General features: G+C 71.0%; 18 protein-coding genes. 3 read left to right on the top strand and 15 right to left on the bottom strand.

Going from position 1 to position 21,123, the window contains the following annotated elements:
• The coding region (locus tag WG209_RS23050; protein WP_337177454.1) for a HEAT repeat domain-containing protein at positions 1-1,637 on the top strand (1,637 nt) is incomplete at its 5' end.
• Positions 1,638-1,737: 100 nt separating this feature from the next.
• On the top strand, positions 1,738-2,151 hold the full coding sequence (locus WG209_RS23045; protein ID WP_337177453.1) for a VanZ family protein: 414 nt from the start codon (positions 1,738-1,740) through the stop codon (positions 2,149-2,151).
• 32 nt (positions 2,152-2,183) lie between these two features.
• Here WG209_RS23045 and WG209_RS23040 read toward each other — a convergent pair whose 3' ends face one another.
• The 15 genes from WG209_RS23040 to WG209_RS22970 all read right to left on the bottom strand — a co-directional run bounded on the left by WG209_RS23040 (position 2,184) and on the right by WG209_RS22970 (position 19,549).
• Positions 2,184-3,797, bottom strand: a complete 1,614-nt coding sequence (locus WG209_RS23040) for an NADH-quinone oxidoreductase subunit N (RefSeq protein ID WP_337177452.1) — start codon at positions 3,795-3,797, stop codon at positions 2,184-2,186.
• Between the two features lie 49 nt (positions 3,798-3,846).
• On the bottom strand, positions 3,847-5,499 hold the full coding sequence (locus tag WG209_RS23035) for an NADH-quinone oxidoreductase subunit M (RefSeq protein WP_337177451.1): 1,653 nt from the start codon (positions 5,497-5,499) through the stop codon (positions 3,847-3,849).
• Between the two features lie 60 nt (positions 5,500-5,559).
• Positions 5,560-7,590 carry an NADH-quinone oxidoreductase subunit L gene (gene nuoL, locus WG209_RS23030; protein ID WP_337177450.1) on the bottom strand — a complete coding sequence of 677 codons (2,031 nt, stop codon included), beginning with the start codon at positions 7,588-7,590 and terminating at the stop codon, positions 5,560-5,562.
• 82 nt (positions 7,591-7,672) lie between these two features.
• Positions 7,673-8,140: an NADH-quinone oxidoreductase subunit NuoK gene (nuoK, locus tag WG209_RS23025; protein ID WP_337177449.1), complete on the bottom strand. Its 468-nt coding sequence runs from the start codon at positions 8,138-8,140 to the stop codon at positions 7,673-7,675.
• A gap of 37 nt (positions 8,141-8,177) precedes the next feature.
• Positions 8,178-9,038: an NADH-quinone oxidoreductase subunit J gene (locus WG209_RS23020; RefSeq protein ID WP_337177448.1), complete on the bottom strand. Its 861-nt coding sequence runs from the start codon at positions 9,036-9,038 to the stop codon at positions 8,178-8,180.
• A gap of 43 nt (positions 9,039-9,081) precedes the next feature.
• Positions 9,082-9,666, bottom strand: coding sequence for an NADH-quinone oxidoreductase subunit I (locus tag WG209_RS23015; protein ID WP_337177447.1), 585 nt, complete (start codon positions 9,664-9,666; stop codon positions 9,082-9,084).
• A 2-nt stretch (positions 9,667-9,668) separates the two neighbouring features.
• Positions 9,669-10,718: an NADH-quinone oxidoreductase subunit NuoH gene (gene nuoH, locus WG209_RS23010; RefSeq protein WP_337177446.1), complete on the bottom strand. Its 1,050-nt coding sequence runs from the start codon at positions 10,716-10,718 to the stop codon at positions 9,669-9,671.
• A 58-nt stretch (positions 10,719-10,776) separates the two neighbouring features.
• Positions 10,777-12,522: a molybdopterin-dependent oxidoreductase gene (locus tag WG209_RS23005; RefSeq protein WP_337177445.1), complete on the bottom strand. Its 1,746-nt coding sequence runs from the start codon at positions 12,520-12,522 to the stop codon at positions 10,777-10,779.
• 58 nt (positions 12,523-12,580) lie between these two features.
• On the bottom strand, positions 12,581-13,987 hold the full coding sequence (gene nuoF, locus WG209_RS23000) for an NADH-quinone oxidoreductase subunit NuoF (RefSeq protein ID WP_337177444.1): 1,407 nt from the start codon (positions 13,985-13,987) through the stop codon (positions 12,581-12,583).
• Positions 13,988-14,047: 60 nt separating this feature from the next.
• Positions 14,048-14,590, bottom strand: coding sequence for an NAD(P)H-dependent oxidoreductase subunit E (locus tag WG209_RS22995; RefSeq protein WP_337177443.1), 543 nt, complete (start codon positions 14,588-14,590; stop codon positions 14,048-14,050).
• A 25-nt stretch (positions 14,591-14,615) separates the two neighbouring features.
• Entirely contained in the window at positions 14,616-15,836 is a 1,221-nt protein-coding gene (gene nuoD, locus WG209_RS22990) for an NADH dehydrogenase (quinone) subunit D (protein WP_337177442.1), read from the bottom strand.
• 71 nt (positions 15,837-15,907) lie between these two features.
• Entirely contained in the window at positions 15,908-16,468 is a 561-nt protein-coding gene (locus WG209_RS22985; RefSeq protein ID WP_337177441.1) for an NADH-quinone oxidoreductase subunit C, read from the bottom strand.
• Positions 16,465-17,145 carry an NADH-quinone oxidoreductase subunit B family protein gene (locus WG209_RS22980; protein WP_337177440.1) on the bottom strand — a complete coding sequence of 227 codons (681 nt, stop codon included), beginning with the start codon at positions 17,143-17,145 and terminating at the stop codon, positions 16,465-16,467. Before WG209_RS22980 ends, WG209_RS22985 begins: the two co-directional genes overlap by 4 nt.
• Complete coding sequence (locus tag WG209_RS22975) at positions 17,136-17,558, bottom strand: NADH-quinone oxidoreductase subunit A (RefSeq protein WP_337177439.1); 423 nt, start codon at positions 17,556-17,558, stop codon at positions 17,136-17,138. Before WG209_RS22975 ends, WG209_RS22980 begins: the two co-directional genes overlap by 10 nt.
• Before the next feature lie 395 nt (positions 17,559-17,953).
• Positions 17,954-19,549 (bottom strand): amidophosphoribosyltransferase, encoded by a 1,596-nt coding sequence (locus tag WG209_RS22970; protein ID WP_337177438.1) that lies wholly within the window; start codon positions 19,547-19,549, stop codon positions 17,954-17,956.
• A 262-nt stretch (positions 19,550-19,811) separates the two neighbouring features.
• On the opposite strand from WG209_RS22970, the gene proB reads away from it, so the two are divergent.
• Positions 19,812-21,035 carry a glutamate 5-kinase gene (gene proB / locus WG209_RS22965; RefSeq protein WP_337177437.1) on the top strand — a complete coding sequence of 408 codons (1,224 nt, stop codon included), beginning with the start codon at positions 19,812-19,814 and terminating at the stop codon, positions 21,033-21,035.
• The last annotated feature ends 88 nt before the right edge of the window (positions 21,036-21,123 follow it).

Raw genomic sequence — 21,123 nt, 5'->3', positions numbered from 1 at the left:
CCGCCGCCCGCCGCGCGGCGGCGATGGCGCTGGGGGCGCTGGGGCCGGACGCCAGGCCGGCGACCCCGGCGCTGGCCGAGGCGCTGCAAGATCGCGAGGAGGAGGTGCGCGAGGCGGCGGCCGGGGCCGTCGCGGCGATCGGGCCGCTGCGCGAGGGGGCCGCCGACTCGCTGGCCGAGGGCCTGGCCAGCCCCGACACCGAGGTCCGCGCCCAGACCGCCCAGGCGATCGGCGTGATCGGCGAGGCGGCCGAGGAGGCCGCCCCGGCCCTCGTCGAGGCGCTCGACGACGAGAGCGACCGGGTCCGCGCCGAGGCCGTGGAGGCCCTCGGCAAGATCGGCGAGCGGGCGGCCCAGGTGGCCGTCCCCGGCCTGGTGCGGGCGCTCGGCGACGAGGACGCGGCCGTCGTCGCGCTCGCCGCGGAGTCGCTGGGCCGCATGGGCCACGGCGCGGCGGGCGCGGTCGCCTCCCTGATCGCCACCCTCTCCCACCTCAACGCCCGCGCCCGCCTCCACGCCGCGGAGGCCCTCGGCGCGATCGGCTCCCCGGAAGTGGAGGCGCTTGAGTCCCTGGAACGGGCCACGCTCGACGAGGACGGCGGCGTCCGGGCGGCGGCCGTCGCCGCGCTCGGGCGTCTCGGCGACCCGGCGCGGAACCGGCCCGTCCTCGCCCGGGCGCTCGCCGACGAGGATCCCCTCCCCCGGGCGGCGGCCGTCGCCGCCGCGGGGCGCCTGGAGGACGCGGACCCGTCCACGGTCGAGGCCATGCTCCCCCTCCTGGACGACGCCAACGATCGGGTCAAGGTCGAGGCCGCGCGCGTCCTCTCCCTGCTGGCCGGCGAGGACGATCGCGTGATCGACGGGCTGCGCCGGCAATTGCTGGAGGACGACAGCCTGGAGGTGCAGGCCGCCGCGGCGCTGGCGCTGGGGAAGATCGGCCCCGACGCGGCCACGGCCGGCGAGGCCCTCGGCCAGGCGGCGCGGACCGGGTCGGCGGAGGTGCGCGAGCAGGCCATGCGGGCCCTGGCCATGATCCGCCCCCCGGAGGCCGCCGCCGCCTTCGCGGCCGGGCTCCGCGACGCCTCCGAGGACGTCCGCGTGCTCGCCTCCGCCGGCCTCCTCAACGCCGAGGCCGTCCCCGACGAGGTCGTCCCCGCGCTCATCGAGGCGCTCGCCGACCCGGAGGTCCGCGTCCGCTCCAACGCCGCGGGCACCCTGGCGCGCCGGGAATCGACCCCGGCGGAGGCGGTCCACTCGCTCATCGACTGCCTCTCCACCCCCAACGACGCCCTGCGGCTCAACGCGGCCCGCGCCCTCGAGCACGCGCCGGCCGACGTGGTCGACGAGGTGATGGAGCAGCTCACGGCCGATCCCAACGCCCGCGTCCGCCTGGAAGCCGCCCGCTCCCTGCTCCGCCGCGAGGCCGCCGACCCCGCCGCGGGGGCGGTCCTGCTGGACGCCATGGCCGACCCCTCGCCCCGCGTGCGCGAGGCGGCCCTGGAGATCTTCGAGTCGCTGGGCGAGGGTGGGGGCGCGGTCGTCGAGGCCGTCCGCCAGGCCGCCTCCGAACCCGCCGCGCCCGGGGAGGAGCCGACGCCCCCCGATCTCGACCCCGAGCCCGGCACCCGGCCCGCGTGAGGCGTCGGGCCCACATGGGGGGACGAGGCCGGCCGCTCCTCGCTACAATGCTCCGATCGGCCGCGAACCCGCGGCCATGGCGAGGCGCGGGGGCATGGACATGCGACTTCGGCGTATGGCGGCGGTCGGTTGGACGTCCTTGATCCTGGTGGCCTGCTGGATGCCGCGGAAGGCGGTCCACGCGGCCGGCGAGGGGACGGGGCTCCTGGGCATCCCCCACTTCGACAAGGTCGTCCACCTGGGCGTCTTCGCCGTCTTCGTGCTGCTTTGGCTCGCGGCCTCGCGCCGGCCCCGGTACGCGGCCGTGACGGTCGCCGGGCTGGCGCTCGCCGTGATCACCGAGCTGGGCCAGCTCGTCCCCCTGGTGAACCGCCAGGCCGCCGTCGACGACGGCGCCGTCGACCTGCTCGGCGTCCTGGCGGGCGTCATCCTGTTCCGGTACGCCGCCCCCTGGGCCGCCCGGAAATGGGACGCCGCCCCGAGCCCGATCGCGACCGGGTCCGAGGCGGCGTGAGGTTCATCGGCGACGACCGCGAGGCGCGGGCGTCAGTCCGAGATGATCGCCGTCGCGGGGGCGGCGACCGCGCCGGCGACGGCCGGGGGCGCGTCGACGGCCGCGTCGGGCAGGACGTTGGCCGAGGCCGCCGCCTCGCGGCAGGCCCGCGAGATCGACTCCGGGGCGATCCCGATCACCAGCGTGAGCACGGCGCACGCGCCGGTCGCCAGGGCGACGGGCCAGCCGCCGGTCGCGGTCAGAGGCTCCTCGGACTTCCCGAAGTACATCAGGACGATGATCCGCAGGTAGTAGAACGCGCCGATGGCCGCGTTCAGCATGCCGACGACCGCCAGGAGCCGAAGCGAGGTCGCCTCGGGGCCCTCCACCGCCGAGAAGGCCGACGCGAAGATCTGGAATTTGCCCATGAACCCCGACAGCGGCGGGAAGCCCAGCAGGGCCAGCAGGCAGATCGTCAGCCCCAGCGCGGGGATACGGTTCGTCCAGCCGACGCCCGAGAGATCCTCGATCGTCGCGGCCGGCTTGCCGTCGGCCTTCCTCAGCGCCAGGATCAGCCCGAACGTCCCCAGCGTCATGAACGCGTAGGCCGCCAGATAGTACAGCGCGGCCTCGATGCCGTGGTAGAAGGCGTTCCCCCTCGCGCCGCCGCTCGCGAACGCCGCGGTGATCGCCACCATCATGTAGCCCGCGTGGGCGATCGAGGAATACGCCAGCAGCCGCTTGAGGTCGCGCTGGAGCAGCCCCATCACGTTCCCCAGGGTCATGGTCGCCGCGGCGACGATCCAGCAGAGCAGGACGACCTTGTTGATAAGCGGGTCGCCCAGCTCGCGAGAGGCGAGCACGGCCGTGAGGGCGCGGATGATCGCCAGCACGCCCACCACCTTCGGGATCCACGCCAGCATCGCGGCGACGGGCAGCGGCGACGCCTGGTAGACGTCCGGCGCGTAGAAGTGCAGCGGCACCGCCGCGAGTCGGAAGCAGAGGCCCGCCAGGATGAAGACCACCGCCAGCACGCCCAGCGACAGGCTCGGGAAGTAGGGGATCGACGACGACGCCAACGCCCCCAGCGCCTTCAGGTTCGTCGTGCCGGCCAGGCCGTAGAGGAACGTCAGACCGTAGAGCAGCAGGGCCGAGGAGAAGATGCTGAGGAAGAAGTACTTCGTGGCCGCCTCCTGCGTGGCGGCGGTCCGCCGCGAGAGGTAGAGCCACAGGTAGGTCGGGATGCTCACCAGCTCCAGGCCGACGAACAGCACGATCAGGTCGTTGGCAGACGCCGTGATCATCGTCCCGGCCTGGATCATCAGGAACGAGCCGAAGAATTCCGCGGCGCGTCCCTCGGGCGGCTCGCGATGGGCGATGCCCAGCACGATGAAGCCCGACAGCAGCACGAACAGCCGGACGTAGAACGACATCGCGTCGTTGACCACGACGGCGGCGTAGGCGTCGGGGACGACGTCGCGCGTCGCGATCAGGGCCAGGATCCCGCCGGCGAGCGCCGCGGCGGCGATCGCGCACCAACGCTGCCGCGCGACCCTGACGAACGGCGAGGCCGTGATCATGACGATCGCGGCCGCCAGGAGCAGGATCTCGGGCGAGAGGACGTAAAGCGTCTTCTGGACCGTCTGGTAGGCGTACTCGGGGGTCATCACCGGCGTTCCGTGTAAGCGAATGGTTCGGGCGTGGGATCGGCTGGCTTCAGCGAGCTTCGCGCGACAGCATCGAGACGGCGGCGTCGGCGGGGATCGAGTCCGACTTGGCGAGGACCCTGGCGGCCCCCTCGCGCTGACGCTCGACGACCCGCGTCAACTCGGTCGCCGCCGGTCGGATCCGGGCGAAGAACGGCTCGGGGACGACGCCGATGAACAGGATCAGCGCGGCCAACGGCCCCAGGGCCGCGACCTCGTGCCAGCCGATCGGCGGGACGTCCGAATGGCCGTGGTCGCCGTGATCGTGGCCGTGCGGCTCGACCAGCGGGCCGAAGACGACCCGCTTGAGCAGCAGCAGCAGGTAGAAGGCGCCCAGGATCATCCCGAGGGTGGCCGCCGCGCAGGTCCAGGGGCTGACCGCGAACGTGGCGGTGAGGATCGGGAATTCGCCCACGAACCCGTTGAGGCCCGGAAGGGCCGCCGAGCCCAGCGAGGCGAAGATGAAGAAGAACGCCAGGAGCGGGAACTTGTGCCACGTCCCGCCGATCTGGCTCATCTCGCGGGTGTGGTAGCGGTCGTACAGGATGCCGACGCAGGCGAACAGCGCCCCGGTCGTCAGCCCGTGGTTGACCATCTGGATGACCGACCCGTTCAGCCCGGTGTCGTTCATCGCCGCCATGCCCAGGACGATGAAGCCCATGTGGCTGACCGAGCTGTACGCGACCAGCCGCTTCATGTCCGACTGAGCCAGCGCGGTGAGGGCCCCGTAGATGATCCCCGCGACGCAGAGCGCCGCCAGGAACGGGTAGAGGGCCTGGGTGGCCAGCGGGGTCATCGCCATGTTGAACCGGATCAGGCCGTAGGAGCCCAGCTTCAGCAGCACGCCGGCCAGGACGATCGACCCGGCCGTCGGCGCCTCGACGTGCGCCAGCGGCAGCCAGGTGTGGAACGGGAAGAGGGGCACCTTGATCGCGAACCCGGCGAACAGCAGCAGGAAGATGAGGACCTGGGGGCTCGTCCACGAGTCGGTCCGGTACCACTCATCCCACGGGAGGGCCGAGAGGCCCCGGGTCAGTTCGGGGATCGAGAAGGTCAGGACGTGGCCGGGCGAATACTGCATGTGGACGACCACCAGGGCGATCACGCCCAGGAGCGTCAGCAGGCCGCCGGCCATCGTGTACAGGAAGAAGTAGATCGACGCCCGCTTGCGCTCCGGCCCGCCCCACAGGCCGATGATGAAGAACAGCGGGATCAGCGTGAACTCGAAGAAGATGTAGAACAGCACCACGTCGAGCGCCGCGAAGAGCCCGAGCAGGCCGAACTCCAGCGTCAGCATGAAGGCGTAGTACGTCGGGGCCCGCTCCGTGATCGACTCCCACGACGCCAGGACGCAGGTGACCCCCAGCAGGCCGGTCAGCGCGAACAGCCAGATGGAGATGCCGTCCAGCCCCAGGGCGAAGCGGACGTCCGGCCGGCCCAGCCACGACCAGCCGTAGGGGCCGTCGGCCGCGCCGGCGGCGAACTGGGGGGTGGTCACGGCCGGGTCGAAGCCCGCGAGCAGCGCCAGGCAGAGCCCGAGGGTGACGAGGCTCGTCCCCAGGGCGATCTTCCGCGCCGCCCCCTTGTCGAGGCCCGGCAGCAGGACCAGCGCCAGCGCGCCGATCAGGGGCAGGAACACGGTCAACGCCAGCAATATCGCCATCGAAACCTTCCTCGGGAGCCTTGTCGCCGCTCGGCCGTCGCCCTCGCGCGCGGGTTGAACTCAGGTGAAGAGCAGCAGCCAGAGCAGCACCGCGACGCTCAGCGCCGAGGCCGCGGCGTAGAACTGGATCAGGCCGTTGTGATACTTCGCCAGGACCTCGCGGCCGGCGGCCCAGGGGGCGCCCGCCACCCCACGCACCAGCCCGTCCACGACCTTGACGTCGAACACGCGCGAGGCCGCGGCCAGCCCCAGCACCAGCTTCATGACCGTCGCCTGGTAGAGCTCGTCGACGTAGAACTTGCCCATCGACGCCCGGTACAGCGGCTTGAGGGACCGCGCCAGCCGCCCCGGGGCCTCGCTCGGCACGGCGTACATCGCGTAAGCCAGGCCGATGCCCCCCAGCGCCGCGATCGTGCTGACGATCGCCGAGAACCAGCTGAACTCGGGGTGCCCCTCGGGGAGCGACTCGAAGCCGAGAGTATGCTCCAGGTGCCCCGCGAGCAGGTGGGTCGGCCCGAAGAGGACGCCGACCCCCACGGCGCAGACGGCGAGAATCATCAGCGGGTACGTCATGATCGGCCCGGACTCCACGCCGACCTCGTGATGGCCGTGCGCGGCGTCGCCGGTCACCACGTGGTCGTGGCCGTGATGATGATCGTGGGCGTGGTCGAGGGCCGGCGGGGCCTCGGGATCGTCGGGGCTGGGGAGCTTCTCCGGGCCCCAGAACGTCATGAAGAAGGCGCGGAAGGTGTAGAACGCGGTCAGGAACGCCGTGAACATCGCCAGCCAGTAGATCAGGCCGTAGGCCCAGCCCGCCGCGAAGTGGATCTCCTCGGCGGCGTGCGGGGCCGACTCCAGGGCCAGCAGGATCTCGTCCTTGCTCCAGAACCCGGCCATCGGGAAGACGCCCGCCAGGGCCAGCGCCCCGACGGCGAACGTCATGTAGGTGTACGGCAGCCGCCGACGCAGGCCGCCGAACCGCCTCATGTCGATCACGTCGCCCATCGCGTGCATGACCGAGCCGGACGCCAGGAACAGCAGGGCCTTGAAGAAGGCGTGGGTGAACAGGTGGAAGATCGCCGCGACGACCGCCAGCCGGGCCACCGACCCGACCCCCGCCCCCAGCCCCATGAACATGAAGCCGAGCTGGCTGACGGTCGAGTAGGCCATGACCCGCTTCAGGTCGGTCTGGGTCAGGGCGATCAGGGCCGCCAGCAGGGCCGTCGCGCAGCCGATCGAGGCGATCAGGAGCTGGACGTCGGGGGAGAGCGCGATCAGCGGCATCGACCGGGCGATCAGGTAGACGCCCGCGGTGACCATCGTCGCGGCGTGGATCAGGGCCGAGACGGGCGTCGGGCCTTCCATCGCGTCCGGCAGCCAGACGTAGAGCGGCAGCTGGGCGCTCTTGGCGGTCGCCGCCCAGAAGAGCAGCAGCGGGATGCCCCACTTGGCCGCCTCGGGGAGGCCGTGGAGCGTCGACTCGGCCAGCACGTTCTGGTAGCTCAGGTCATGGTTCGGGACGACCGCCCACAGCCAGAAGATCGCCAGCGCGAAGCCGACGTCGCCGACGCGGTTGATCATGAACGCCTTCATCGCCGCGGCCGAGGCCGCCGGCCGCGCGTACCAGAAGCCGATCAGCAGGTAGCTGCAGACGCCCACGCCCTCCCAGAAGACGTAGGTGAGGATGTAGTTGTTGGACAGCACCAGTCCGGTCATCGCGAAGACGAACAGGCCGATGAACGCGAAGAATCGCGGGTACGACGGGTCGCCGTGCATGTACCCCGACGCGAAGACGATCACCAGCGTCGAGACGAACGTGACCATCGACAGCATCAGCGTCGTCAGCCCGTCGACGCGGAACTCCACCGGGACGACGAACGACCCCGCCTGGATCCACCTCGAGACCAGGACCGACCGCTCGGCGTCGGCCGAGGCGTAGGCCCCCAGCGAGAGCAGGAAGGCCAGGCCGACGCCGACGGCCACCGGGATGAACGGGTCGAGCTTGATCCGGCGCGCGAGGAAGCCCGCGGTCAGCCCCCCCAGCAGCGGGAGCAACGGGATCAGCCAGATGTTCGATACGAAGAAACCCACGTCGCCGCTCCTCTTTGGTCTCGCTCTGCTCTCGATCCGCTCCGCCCCGCCGGTCAAGCCGCCGCGCGATCGCGGCGCGTCCTCAGCGACGGCGCTCGGTCCAGGGCCGGATCGGGTGTGCCGGCTCGACGCCGGCGGGGGTCAGGGTCGGGTAGGTCTCGGTCCCGTCGGCATCGGTCGCGAGCACGGCTCCCCGCGCCTCGGCGGCCACGTCGACCGGCTCGATCCCGGGCTCGCGCACGTCCTGCCAGACCGTCACGTCGAGCGACGACCGGCGGTTGTACAGCACCACGATCAGGGCCAGCGCGATCGACGCCTCGCACGCGGCGATGGTCAGGATCACGATCGTGAAGATCTGGCCCGACCAGTTGCCGTGGAACCGGCCGAACGCCACCAGCGACAGCGCCACCCCCTGGAGCATCATCTCCGCGGAGAGGAACATCACGATGAGGTTCCGTCGCGCGATGAACCCCAGCATCCCCAGCGCGAAGAGCGCCGCGCCCACCAGGAGGTAGTTGGTCAGCAGCTCGATCGAGAACGGGTCGGTCATGGCTTCGTCCGTCGGTTTCCGTGGGCGGTGTGCGGGGTCAGGCGGCCTTGCCGGCGCCGCCGATCGGCTTGGGGTCGGCGATGAGCACGGCGGCGATCAGGGCGACGAACAGGATCGAGCCGGCCAGCTCGACGGTCAGCAGGTGGTCGGTGTAGAGCGCCTCGCCCAGCCCGGCCACGTTGGGCTTGGGCCGCGCCGGGTCCCCCTCGATGAACAGCGACGAGGAAGGCCGCAGGGACCGCTCCAGCGCCACGCGGGGGGCGGCGTCCGCCGCCTTGGGGAAGAAGTCGGCGCCCAGCACGCGGCCGGGGCGGAGGCGATCCTCGGCGGCGGCGGTGGCCGCGACGTCCTCGCGGCGGGAGCCGGGCAGCCCGGCCAGGCAGTACGCCAGCGACCACAGCAGCAGGAACGAGGTGAAGACGGCCCGGCCGGGGGACCGCGAGGAGCGGTCGTAGGCGGCCTTGCCTTCCATCTGGGCCAGCATGATCACGAACAAGAACGTGACCACGATGGCGCCGGCGTAGACGATGGTGTTCCCCGCCGCGAGGAACTGCGCGCCCGCCAGCAGGAACAGGCCCGCCGTCGAGACCGCCACCCCGGCGAACCACAGGGCGCTGTAGACCGGGCTGCGGCTGGTGACCGTCATCACCCCGCAGCCGATCGCTCCGGCCGCGAACAGGTAGAAGAAGGACCCGGCGATCAGGTCGTCCAGCGGCGAGAGCGCCGGGAGGGTCATCAGGGCGAGGAACCCGATCAGGCCGAGGGAGGCGAACAGGCCCCCCGCGACGTAGGACGCGCGGGCCTTGTCCTCCCCGCGGCCCTGGGGCAGCAGGAGGTACGTGCCGATCGCGCCCAGCAGGACGCCGACGGTCGCGAGGATGGAGGAGGCTTCGGTCATAAGGCTTCGTCGCTTCGCTTGGGGTCGCGTGGTCGGGCTAGGTTCAGGAGACCGGCGATTCGAGGGCCAGGGTCGGGCCCGAGTCCGGCGGCGGCGGCTTGGTGAACGTCATCGGCTCGGCGTCGCGGGTGACGTCGAAGACCGACAGCAGCTTGGCCTTGTCGAAGATCATCTCCTCGCGCGACAGCCCCGTCAGGTCGTACAGCCCGGTCAGCTCGATCGCCTCGACCGGGCAGGCCTCCTCGCACATGCCGCAGTAGATGCACCGCAGCTCGTCGATGACGAAGCTCTCCGGGTACTTCTCGCGGTCGGGCCAGCTCTCCGGCGCCGTCGCCCCCACGATATCGATGCAGTGCGCCGGGCAGGCCGTGGCGCAGAGCATGCAGGCGACGCACTTGGGCCGGCCTTCCGAGTCCTTGTTCAGCCGGTGCACGCCGCGGTACACCGGGCTGGGGACGTGCTGGACCTCGGGGTACTCGACCGTGACGGCCTTGTCGCCGAACGCCACGCCGAGGATGTGCTTCAGCGTGACGGCCATGCCCGCGGCGATCTGCGGCAGGTAGAGCCGGTCCCCCAGCGTCATGGTCGGGGGCTCGATCTTCTTGAGCTTGGGGTCGTCGACTCGCACGTTCAGCTCCAGTACGTCCGGACCAGTTGCACCACGGCCGCCGTCGCCACGAGGTTGATCAACGCCAGGGGGATCATCGACTTCCAGGCCAGGTCCATGAGCTGGTCGTAGCGGAACCGCGGCAGCGTCCAGCGGACCCACATGATGACGAGGATGGCCAGCCCCACCTTCCCGGCGAAGACCGCGACCTTCAGGATCGTCCAGAAGAGCCCCGTCTGGTCCGAGGTCAGAACGAAGGGGAGGTTCCAGCCGCCGAAGAACAGGGCGACGGTGACGAAGCAGACCGTGATGATGTGCAGATATTCCCCGAGGAAGAACATGCCGAACTTCATCGCGGAGTATTCGGTGTGGAAGCCGCCGACCAGCTCCTGCTCGGACTCCGGCAGGTCGAAGGGCAGCCGGTTCGTCTCGGCGAAGGCGCTCGTGAAGAACAGGACGAACGCCAGCGGCTGGTACAGGACGCCCCAGCCGTGGGAGTCCTGCCAGAGGACGATCCGGTTCAGGTCGAGCGACCCGGCGACCAGCACCATGCCCAGGATCGACAGCCCCAGCGGGATCTCGTAGCTGATCATCTGGGCGCTGGCGCGGAGGCCGCCCAGGAACGCGTACTTGTTGTTCGACGCCCAGCCGGCCAGGATCACCCCGTACACCGCCAGGCTGCCGACCGCCATGATATAGAGGATGCCGATGTCGACGTTGGGGGCGATCTGGAAGTTGATGATCTCGTCGGGCCCGACCGGCCCGAACGGCACGACGGCGAAGCCGATCATGGCCGTGGCGATGGCGATCCACGGGGCCAGGAGGTAGACCGGCTTGGTGACGTACTTGGGGATCACGTCTTCCTTCAGCAGCATCTTGGCACCGTCGGCCAGCGGCTGGAGGAGCGCGAAGGGGACGCCGACCTCGCGGCCGCAGCGATTGGGACCGATTCGGTCCTGCGCGTAGGCCGCGATCTTGCGCTCGACGAGGATGAGGTACGCGACCGTCCCCTGCGTCACCCCGACCACGATCAGGATCTTGATGAGAATCCCGATCAACACCCAAATCGTCATCGTGCCGTCCTCGCCGCCTCGTCCCGTTTCAATCCACGCCCGCCCGGCCGCGCCGACCTCATCGCGACTTGGCCGCCCCCATGGGGACGAACCAGGCGTCGAGGAACCGCGGCGGCTCGGGGCCCCCCCGGGGCTCGCCGCCGAGATCGACGCCGAGGTCGGGGACCACGCCCCCCTTCGCCGCGGCGAACGCCGGGGCGGCGACGGCCAGCTCGGCCAGCACCGCGCCCGACACGGCCGGGCCCGGGCGATCGAGGAGGACCGCGAAGATGTCCAGCCCCGGCAGCGACCCGTCGCGCGGCGGCAGCGAGGCCGCCGCGTACTGGAGCCGGCCGTCGGCGTTCACGTAGCAGCCCGCCTTCTCGGCGTGGGTCCCGGCCGCCAGCACGACGTCGGCCTTGTGGGCCAGCGCCGAGACGCGGGAGTCCTGCACGACGACGAACCCGACCTTCTCGCGAATCCTGGCGGCGGTCGCCTCGTCGATCCAGTCGCCGGTGTAGCCTCCGGCGACGTAGAGCGCCCCGACCTCGCCGGCCTCGACGCTCCCCAGCAGCTCGTCGTACTCCACCACCGAGCCCTGGACGTGCTCCAGGACGGCGCGGACGCCGCGGGCGTTGGGGGCCTTCTCGGCGTGGATCGTGAACGGCCTGGGGACGAGGAACGAGGTGTCGCCGGCGCGGCCCTCGGACTTGTCGGGGCTGAAGGTGCGGTCCTCGCCGACGGTCGGCACGGGGCCGATGGCCAGCACCGCGGCGGCGGTCACTTCCTTGAGGTAGCGGGCCATGAGGTACGCCTCCTCGACCGTCAGGAACGGCGAGAGGACCCCCGCGACCAGCTTGCCGTCGACCACGGCGTCCTTCAGGCCCCGGTCCACCTTGCGGAGCGCCGCGTCGATCGCCGTCGGGGCGTGCTCGCCGTCCTTGCCCAGGACGAACATGCCGGGGATGGCGTCGTCCGGGGCCGAGTCGGCCTTGTAGCCGTAGCGGCCCTCGTCGCAGATCCAGTGATCGTTGACGTGCGGGTTGTTGCGGGGCTTGACGCGCCAGATCCGCCCCTTGTTCTCCTCGACGCTGATGTTGCAGCCGGTCGAGCAGACGGTGCAGACCGAGTCGTGGCCGCTGAGGAACCAGACGCGCTGCTTGTGGAGGAAGTCCTTGTCCAGCAGGGCGCCGACCGGGCAGAGGTCGACGACGTTGCCGGCCAGCGGGTTGTCGTCGAGCGTGACGCCCGGGAAGACGTCGATCTCGGCGTGGCTCCCCCGGCGCGTCACCTGGAGCTCGGACGTGCCGGTGATCTCGCGGGTGAAGCGGACGCACCGCGTGCACATGATGCAGCGGTCGGAGTTGAGCTGGATGAGGTCGGAGACGTCCTTGCGGGGGTTGGCGATCCGCTCCTCGACGAAGCGGTGGTTGGCCTGGCCGTGCTCGTAGCTGTAGTCCTGCAGCCCGCACTCGCCGGCCTGGTCGCAGACCGGGCAGTCGAGCGGGTGGTTGAGCAGGAGCAGCTCCATGATCATCCGCTGGTGCTCGCGGACCCGCTCGCTGTCGGTGACCAGCACCGTCCCGTCCTTGGCCGGCGTCTGGCAGCCGGGGACGAGCTTGGGGACCATCTTGACCTCGCCGGTCTTCGGGTCCTTCGACCCGACCTCGACCTCGCACATGCGGCAGTTGGCCACGACGGAGAGGGAGGGGTGCCAGCAGTAGTAGGGGATCTCGACCCCGACCCGCTTCGCCATCTGGATGGCGTTGAGCTTCTCCCCATCGGGGATCGGGTATTCCTCGCCGTTGATGATGATGGTGGCCATCGTTCGTTCCGGTCCAGGGGCTCGTGCGGGTACGGTCGCGGTCGGTCGCGGGAGACGCTCAGGCGGTGGGCCGCCCGGGGGAATGCAGGGCGCCGGCCGGGGGGGGCGGCGCGGGGATCGCGTTGCCGATGGCGACGAGGTCGACCTTGCGCCCCGCGGCCACGTCGACCTGCAGCGGGGTCGGCCCCGCGCCCGGGACCTGGTTCGACCTGATGTAGTCTTCCAGCTCGCCGCGGAACTTGGTCACGGCGTTCTTGATCGGCCAGGCGGCGCCGTCGGCCAGGCCGCAGATCGTGGTGCCGGGCATGATCCCCATGTTCTTCGCGAGGTCGTGCATGACGTCCAGGTCCTCGATCCGGCCCCCGCCGCGCTTGATGCGGCCGATGGTCCGGTCGAGCCAGTTCGTCCCCTCGCGGCAGGGGGTGCACTGGCCGCAGCTCTCGTGGGAGAAGAAGCGGGCCGTGTTGTGCAGGTAGTCGATGATCGGCGTGTGGTCGTCGATCACGGTCACCGCCGCGGTCCCCAGGCCGAGGCAGCCGACCTTGCCGGGGCCGTCGAAGTCGAGCGGGGTGTCCAGCTCGTCGGCCGAGAGGATGCCCATGCTGATGCCGCCCGGGACCGCGGCCTTGGCCTTGCGGCCCTTCCACACGCCGCCGCCGTGCACGTCGATCAGCTCGCGGGCGGAGACCCCCAGGGGCAGCTCCACGCAGACCTGCTTCTCGACGTGGCCGGAGACCGTGTAGAGCTTCGGCCCGTAGCTCTTGGGGGTGCCGATCGACTTGAACCACGACGCCCCGCGCTCCACGATGTGCGGGACGCAGCAGAGGGTCTCGATGTTGTTGACGACGGTCGGCTTGCGGAAGGCCCCCTCGATGGCCGGGAACGGGGGCTTGATGCGGGGCCATCCCCGCTTCCCCTCCAGGCTCTCGATCAGCCCGGTCTCCTCGCCGCAGATGTAGGCGCCCGCCCCGCGGTGGAGCCACACGTCCAGGTCGAACCCCGAGCCGTAGATATTCTTGCCGATGTGCCCGGCGGCGCGGGCCTCCTCGATCGCCCTCTCCATGATCTTGTACGCGTTGATGTACTCGAACCGGAGGTAGACGTAGGCGGTGGAGGCCCTCGTGGCGAAGCACGAGATGAGGATCCCCTCCAGGAACATGTGGGGATCCCGCTCCAGCAGGTAGCGGTTGTTGAACGTCGCCGGCTCGCTCTCGTCGCCGTTGACGCACATCAGCGTCTCGGTGCGATCCTTCGGCAGGAAGGTCCACTTCAGGCCGCAGGGGAAGCCCGCGCCGCCGCGGCCGCGCAGCTCCGACTCCTTGACGAGCCCGACGACCGCGTCGGGGTCCATCGTCGTCAGCGCCTTGCGCGCGGCCTGGTACCCCCCGCGCGACTCGTAGACCTTCAGCGAGCGGGCGTCGGGGACGTTCCAGTTCCGGGTCAGGACGGGTTCAAACGTGGCCACGGGCGTCGAATCTCCAATGAGGGCGTCTGGGGGCGGGGCCGGGGGCGCCCGGCGCGTCGGTCAGACGTGCGGGGCCTCGTCCTTCCGGCCGCGCTTCAGCTCGTCGAGCATGGCGTCGACCCCCGCCTCGTCGAGCGGGCCGTAGACCCGGCCGTCGTCGGCCAGGGCGGCCGGGGCGTGGTCGCAGATCCCCAGGCACTCGGCGAACTCCACCGTCAGCTTGCCGTCCGGGGTCGTCTCCCCCCGCTCGACCCCCAGCCGCCGGCAGGCGTGCCCGAGCAGCTCGTCCCCGCCGCGGAGCATGCAGGAGATCGACCGGCAGACCCAGACCCGGACGTCGCCGAGGGGGGCCTGCGGGAAGAACCCGTAGAAGCTCATGGTGTCGTGGACGTCGGCCGGCGCGATCTCCAGGATCTCGGCGATCTCGGCCATCGCCTGCAGGGGGACGCAGCGGTAGTGCTCGTGCACCATGTGCAGGGCCGGGAGGGTGACGGCCCGCTTGCTCGGATACCGGGGGAAGAGGGCGCGGATCGCCTCCTTCATCGGCTCCGTCAGGATCGCGATCTTCCGCGGCGGTTGTTGGGCGGGGGCTTCGGCGGCCATCGGGCGTGGTCCTTCCAGCGATCGCTCAGCGGTCGAGCTCGGCGGCGATGATGTTCAGGCTGCCGAGCACGGCGACGATGTCGGCGAGCATGTGGTCCTTGATGATGTGGGGGAAGACCGCGAAGTGGATGAACGAGGGGGGCCGGGTGCGCGACCGCCAGGCGAACTCGGTCCCGTCGGCCACCAGGTAGTACCCCAGCTCGCCGTTGGGGCCCTCGACCGCCGCGTACACCTCGTCCTTCGGCGTCTCGAACCCGCGGTTGGGCATCACCAGCTCGAAGTGCTGGATCAGCCCCTCCATGCTGTTGTAGGTCGTGGCCTTGTCCGGCAGGTTCAGCTTCTCGGCGATCGGCAGGTTGACCGGGCCGGAGGGGAGCTTGGCCATGGCCTGCTCGATGATGGAGACGCTGTTGCGCATCTCCTCCATCCGCACCATGTACCGGGCCCAGCAGTCCCCCTCCTCGCAGTACGGGACCTCGAAGTCGAAGTCCGGGTACGCCAGGTAGGGGGCGTCCTTCCGCAGGTCGACGTGCACGCCGCTGGCGCGGGCGATCGGCCCGGTGCAGGACATGGCGATCGCGTCGGCCTTGCTCAGCGTGCCGACGCCCCGCATCCGGTCCAGGAAGATCCGGTTGCGGAACAGCAGCTTGGTGATGTCCGCGTAGACCTTCGGGAAGCTCGCCGTGACCTTCCGGATCCGGTCCAGGACGCGGTCGTTGAAGTCGTACAGCACGCCGCCGACCCGGGTGTAGCCCGGGTGGAAGCGATAGCCGGACATCTCCTCGTAGATGTCGTAGATCAGCTCGCGGAGGTTGAACGAGTACAGGAACGCCGTGAACGCCCCCAGGTCGAGCGCCGCCGCCCCGGTGCAGAGCAGGTGGTCGCTGATCCGGGCCAGCTCGCCGATGATGACGCGGATGTACTGGCAGCGCGGGGTCAGCTCCACGCCGAGCAGCTTCTCGACCGCGTGGTGCCAGGCCACCTCGTTCATCGGCGGGCTGATGTAGTTCTTCCGGTCGGCGATCGTGACGTACTGGTTGTAGTTCAGGTGCTCGCCGAGCTTCTCGAAGCCCGAGTGCAGGTACCCGATGTGGGGCGTGGCCTTGACGATCCGCTCGCCGTCCAGCTCCAGGACCAGGCGCAGGGTGGTGTGCGTGGCCGGGTGCTGGGGGCCGAAGTTGAGTGTCCAGGTGGCCTGCTTGGCCTCGGTTTCCAGGTCGATCTCGTCGAGCGGGGGGGCCGGCATGACGTCTCTCGGGCCTCGCGTTAGCGTTTGGGAGAACGGTCGTCGCGTCGTCGTCGCGTCCGCCGGGGGCGTCACGACTCCTCGCGCGTCAGCCGGGGGAAGTTGTGCCGCTCGCCGCGGCCCCGCAGGGGGTAGTCCTTGCGGAGCGGGAACGCCACGAATTCGTCCGGCATCAGGATCCGACGCGGGTCGGGGTGTCCCTCGAACCGGACCCCGAACATGTCGAACACCTCGCGCTCCATCCAGTCGCAGCCCGGCCAGAGGCCGAAGACGGTGGGGAGCGTCGGGTCGGGGTCGTCCACCCCGGCCTTGACCACCACGAACCCGTTCGTGTCCAGGTCCCGCAGGACGTAGTGGACCTCGAACCTGGGCCCCTCGTAGCCGGGATAACCTAGGTAGTCGGCCCCGCCCAGCTCCGCGAGGAACGCGCAGCCCGCCCTGGCCTTCAGGGCGGTCAGCACCTCGATCAGTCTATCGGGGGCGACGCGGATCCGGATGTTGTCGCGGAACCGCTCGACGCGGAAGGCTCCCTCGCCGACGGCGGCGACGAGCTTGGCGAGGATCGCCTCGCTGGCGGCCGTCGGGGCGCCCTCGATCCGCGGGCTGGGGACGGCGGTGGCGGCGGTGCTCATCGGGTCTCCTCGACTCCGAGCTGGGACGGCCCGCCCGGGATGCGATAGCCGAAGCGGTCCTCGTCGCCGCGCTCCTCGGCGATGCCGGTCCCCGCGGGGGCGTCGCGCCGGGCCAGGACGTACTTCTCGCGGGCCCGCAGCTCGGGGAGGCCCTCGTTGCCGAACGTGGTCCCGCCCCGCTGGACCTTGGCCTGGATGTCCATCAGGGCCCGGATGATCTGCTCGGGCCGCGGCGGGCAGCCGGGGATGTAGGCGTCGATCGGGATGAAGCGGTCGACCCCCTGCACCACCGCGTAGGTGTCGAAGATCCCGCCGGTGCTGGCGCACGCGCCCATGCTGATGCACCACTTCGGCTCCGGCATCTGGAGCCAGATGCGCTGGAGGACCGGCATCATCTTCATCGCCACCCGCCCGGCGACGATCATCAGGTCGCACTGGCGGGGGCTGAACCGCATGACCTCGGCGCCGAAGCGGGCCAGGTCGAACCGGCTGGCCCCGACGGCCATCAGCTCGATCCCGCAGCAGGCGGTGGCGAACGGCATCGGCCAGAGGCTGTGCTTGCGGCACCAGCTCACGACCGAGTCCATCGTCGTCAGGAAGACGTTCTCGGGGATCTCTTCCTGGTCGGCCGGCGTCACGATCAGCTCGGAGCCGGCCCTGTTCGGGTTCACCGCCATTCGAAGACCCCCTTCTTCCAGGCGTACGCGAAGGCCGCCGCCAGGATCGTCACGAAGACCAGGATCTCCCAGAAGACCATCATCCGGAAGAGCGGCGCGATCCCCGCGATCGGCGCCCCGGCCGCCCCCGTCGCCGCGGCGACCGCCGGGTCGGCGGCCCACTGGCTCACGGCCCAGGGGTACAGGTAGAGCAGCTCGACGTCGAACAGGAGGAACGCGATCGCGACCAGGTAGAACCGGACGTCGAACCGCTGCCGCGCGTCGCCGATCGGGTCCATCCCCGACTCGTACGGCATCTGCTTGACCTTCGTCACCTTCCGGGGGCCGAGCAGGGCGCTGAGCCCCAGCATGCTCGCCCCGGTGAAGACGGCGATGGCCAGGAACAGGAAGATCGGCGTGAATTCGGTGCTCATCGTCTCTGGACGGCCCCCCGCGCGATGGACCGGGCCCGGGGCTTGTGAAGGCTTTCACGAAGTCCCGCCCGAAAAAAGACGCGGCCGATCGGAGACCCCGGCGGCCCTCGATTTCGAGGGCGTCGCCGATTTCGCGGATGTCGGATCGGACGGAGTGGTCAAGGCGTCCGATGATTCCGGCGGCCGCGGTCCCCATGCAACGCGTCTCAAGTTCGCACCCATTGTAAGGTCCGATTCCCCCCCGTCAACGGACTACCGATTTCGTCGCCCCCCGATTGGCCGCGGGCGGGCCCGCCGCGCGCCGGGGGGACGCGGGACGAGGACGCCCCCGGCGGTCGCGAGGGGGGCGTCCGCCGGGGGCGTCTTGGAGTCGGGATGGCCGGGAGGGCGCCGCGTCAGGAGGCGGCGACGGCGGTCTCGTAGGCTCGGCGGCGGGCCTCGGCGCCGGCGTCGAGGGGGGCGCACTCGATCTGGTAGAGTTCGCGGCCGGTCTCGGTCGGGTATTCGCCGGTGATGCAGGCGCGGCAGAGCCTGTCGGGGGCGAGGCCGACGGAGCGGGCGATGGAGTCGACCGGGAGGTAGCGCAGGCTGTCGGCGCCCAGCTCGCGGGCCATGCGCTCCTGGGCCTCCTCGGAGATCTCCAGGCGGCCGTCGCGTTCCTCGGTGAAGCGGGTGGCGAACAGCTCGTCGCGGGTGGACATGTCGATGCCGTAGTAGCAGGGGGCGACGATCGGCGGGCAGGCGACGCGGAGGTGGATCTCCCGCGCCCGGCCGCGGTCGCGGATCTCCCTCACCAGGGCCCGCATGGTGGTGGAGCGGACGATGCTGTCCTCGACCAGGAGGACGCGCTTGCCGGCCAGGACCTCCGGCAGCGGGGTGTACTTGAGGCGGGCCTTGGCGGCGCGGTCGGCGGTCCCCTCGATGAAGGTGCGGCCGACGTAGCGGTTGCGCATCAGGCCCTCGACGGAGGGGACGCCCAGCGAGTAGGCCATGGCGTCGGCGGCGGCCTTGGCGGTGTCGGGGACGGGGACGACGATGGTCCCCTCGTCCAGCGGCACGGTCTCCAGCCGGGCCAGCTCCTTGCCCAGCCCGGCGCGGCCGAGGTAGACGGAGCGGTCGTCCAGCGTGCTGGCGACGTTGGCGAAGTAGATCCACTCGAAGAAGCAGTGGGCCTGCCGCGGCGAGGGGGCGTAGCGCTCGATCCGGACGCCGTCGGCGCCGGCGATGGCGATCGTCCCGGGCTCCAGCGATCGGATCTTGCGGAAGCCGAGGTTCGCCAGCGGGACGCTCTCGCTGGCCGCGGCGAACAGGGGGCCGCTCTCGGCGATGCAGAGCGGGCGGAACCCCATCGGGTCGCGGGCGACGACCAGCTCGCCGTGGGCGGTGATCAGCACGATGTTGTACGCCCCGTCGAACCACTCCGAGAGCCGGCGGAAGACCCCGACCCAGTCCGGGTCGACGTCCTCGTTCTGCAGCTCGTAGGCCAGGGCGTGCATGATGATCTCGGTGTCGGTGTCCCGCTTCAGGTGGTAGTCGCCCTTGGAGAGCAGCTCCTCCTTGAGTTGCTTGTAGTTGGAGAGCTGGCCGTTGAAGGCGAAGGCGAACCACTTGGCGCGGCGGCCGTGGTCGCGTTCGAACGGCTGGGCGTTGTAGCGGTCGTCGCCGCCGCAGGTGGCGTAGCGGACGTGGCCGATGGCGACCGGCCCGTCGCAGCCGGCGACGATCGACTCGAATTCCGACTTGTGGTTGAGCCGGAACGCCTCGGCGACGGTCCCCAGCTCCTTGTGGACCTTGATGAGGGCGCTTCGGTCGCCCCGGTAGCTGGCCATGCCCGCGGCGAGCTGGCCGCGGTTCTGCATGTCCAGCAGCATGCGGGGGACGAGGCGGGCCACGCTGTTGATATCGCCGGGGATCGGGGCCGTCGGCGAGACGGCCGCCCCGGGAGCATGAAACACCGCCGCAACGCCGCACTCGTGGTGGAGCTCGCCCATAAGGCAGGGGGTCCTGTGTCCGGGCCTCCTGGGAGAGGGCCGGCGACCTTGTTGGAGTGGAGTCGAGAGACGGAACTCGCAAAGAGCCCAGGTCGAGTATTCGACTAGGCCGTCGCCGCCCCTTGATTATAATAGGCCCCGCGGCCCTCGATCAACCATCATCAATACGAATCGCGGCGGCGGGGGGCCGGCCGCCGCGACGCGAGGGGGGACGGAATCCCCCGCGCGACGGGGGTCGGTCGAGCCGGCCGGGGGCCTTCACTTGAGCACGAAGACGGGCGCCGGGCGGAAGCCCCGGCCGTGGACCACGCGCATCGTCGCCGACCCCGCCGGCCCCCCGGCCACGGCCCGGGACCTGGTGCGCCACGAGGTCGTCCTCTCGGCGGACACCTGGGTCGTCAAGGTGGGCTCCAGCGTCCTGGCCGGGCGCGACGGCCGCCTCGACCTCGACCGGATCGACCACCTGGCGGCGCAGCTCTGCCAGGTGACGGACACCGGCCGGCGGGTGGCCCTGGTCAGCTCGGGCGCCGTGGCCGCGGGCGTCGGCCGCCTCGGGCTGAAGGGGAGGCCCGACAACCTCCGCCAGCTCCAGGCCGCGGCCGCGATCGGCCAGTCGCACCTCATGCGATGCTACGACGAGGGCATGCGCAGGCGAGGCCGCAACGCCGCCCAGCTCCTGCTGACGCACGAGGACTTCGACGGCCGCGCCCGCTACCTCAACATGCGGAACACGCTGAACGCCCTGTTCGAGTTCGGCGCCGTCCCGATCATCAACGAGAACGACACGATCAGCGTCGACGAGATCAAGTTCGGCGACAACGACCGCCTCGCGGCGATGGTCGCCAACCTGCTCCAGGCCCCGCTGCTGGTCATCCTCAGCGTGGTCGACGGCCTGTACCTGTCCGACCCGGCCCGCCCCGGCCCGGCCGAGGTCGTCTCGTGCGTCCCCAGGATCGACGACGAGGTGCTCTCCCTGGCCTGCGGCGGCGTCAAGAGCGCCATGGGGACCGGCGGGATGCAGAGCAAGCTGGCCTCGGCGCGGCTGGTGACGCAGGCGGGGGGCTCGGTGGTGATCGCCTCCGGGACCCGTCCCGACCCGCTCTCGCGGATCCTGGCCGGCGAGGAGGTCGGCACCCTCTTCCTGGCGCACGGCAACAACCACACGGCCCGCAAGCGCTGGATCGGCCTGACCGCCCGGCCCCGCGGCCGCCTGGTGGTCGACGCCGGCGCCCGCGAGGCCCTCGAGACCGGCCGCAACAGCCTGCTGGCCATCGGCGTCGTCGAGGTCGTCGGCGAGTTCGAGAAGGGGGACGTGGTCGCCGTCTGCGACGCCGAGGGGAAGGAGTTCGCCCGCGGCCTCTCGAACTACGGCGCCGACGACGCCCGCGCCGTCCAGGGCCGCCACACCCTGGAGGCCCGCGTCCTCCTCGGCTCGTCGCTCTACGACGAGATCGTCCACCGCGACAACCTCGTCCTCATCGCCTGACCCCTCCCCCCCGATCGACCGCGACGACCCGACCGGCCGCCGCGTCGACTCCCCCCCGGCGCTCATCGCGGGGCGGGCCCCCCGGCCC

It is taken from the genome of Paludisphaera sp. (genome assembly GCF_037189885.1).
GTDB lineage: Bacteria > Planctomycetota > Planctomycetia > Isosphaerales > Isosphaeraceae > Paludisphaera.
This window is presented reverse-complemented; position numbering and strand designations above follow the sequence as displayed.

What these genes read in the sequence shown, in the direction of transcription:
- WG209_RS23045 (WP_337177453.1), top strand. Translation starts at nt 1,738, where the DNA reads ATGCGACTTCGGCGTATGGCGGCGGTCGGTTGGACGTCCTTGATCCTG.
- WG209_RS23040 (WP_337177452.1), bottom strand. Translation starts at nt 3,797, where the DNA reads ATGACCCCCGAGTACGCCTACCAGACGGTCCAGAAGACGCTTTACGTC.
- WG209_RS23035 (WP_337177451.1), bottom strand. Translation starts at nt 5,499, where the DNA reads ATGGCGATATTGCTGGCGTTGACCGTGTTCCTGCCCCTGATCGGCGCG.
- nuoK (WP_337177449.1), bottom strand. Translation starts at nt 8,140, where the DNA reads ATGACCGACCCGTTCTCGATCGAGCTGCTGACCAACTACCTCCTGGTG.
- WG209_RS23020 (WP_337177448.1), bottom strand. Translation starts at nt 9,038, where the DNA reads ATGACCGAAGCCTCCTCCATCCTCGCGACCGTCGGCGTCCTGCTGGGC.
- nuoH (WP_337177446.1), bottom strand. Translation starts at nt 10,718, where the DNA reads ATGACGATTTGGGTGTTGATCGGGATTCTCATCAAGATCCTGATCGTG.
- WG209_RS23005 (WP_337177445.1), bottom strand. Translation starts at nt 12,522, where the DNA reads ATGGCCACCATCATCATCAACGGCGAGGAATACCCGATCCCCGATGGG.
- WG209_RS22995 (WP_337177443.1), bottom strand. Translation starts at nt 14,590, where the DNA reads ATGGCCGCCGAAGCCCCCGCCCAACAACCGCCGCGGAAGATCGCGATC.
- nuoD (WP_337177442.1), bottom strand. Translation starts at nt 15,836, where the DNA reads ATGCCGGCCCCCCCGCTCGACGAGATCGACCTGGAAACCGAGGCCAAG.
- WG209_RS22985 (WP_337177441.1), bottom strand. Translation starts at nt 16,468, where the DNA reads ATGAGCACCGCCGCCACCGCCGTCCCCAGCCCGCGGATCGAGGGCGCC.
- WG209_RS22980 (WP_337177440.1), bottom strand. Translation starts at nt 17,145, where the DNA reads ATGGCGGTGAACCCGAACAGGGCCGGCTCCGAGCTGATCGTGACGCCG.
- WG209_RS22975 (WP_337177439.1), bottom strand. Translation starts at nt 17,558, where the DNA reads ATGAGCACCGAATTCACGCCGATCTTCCTGTTCCTGGCCATCGCCGTC.
- WG209_RS22970 (WP_337177438.1), bottom strand. Translation starts at nt 19,549, where the DNA reads ATGGGCGAGCTCCACCACGAGTGCGGCGTTGCGGCGGTGTTTCATGCT.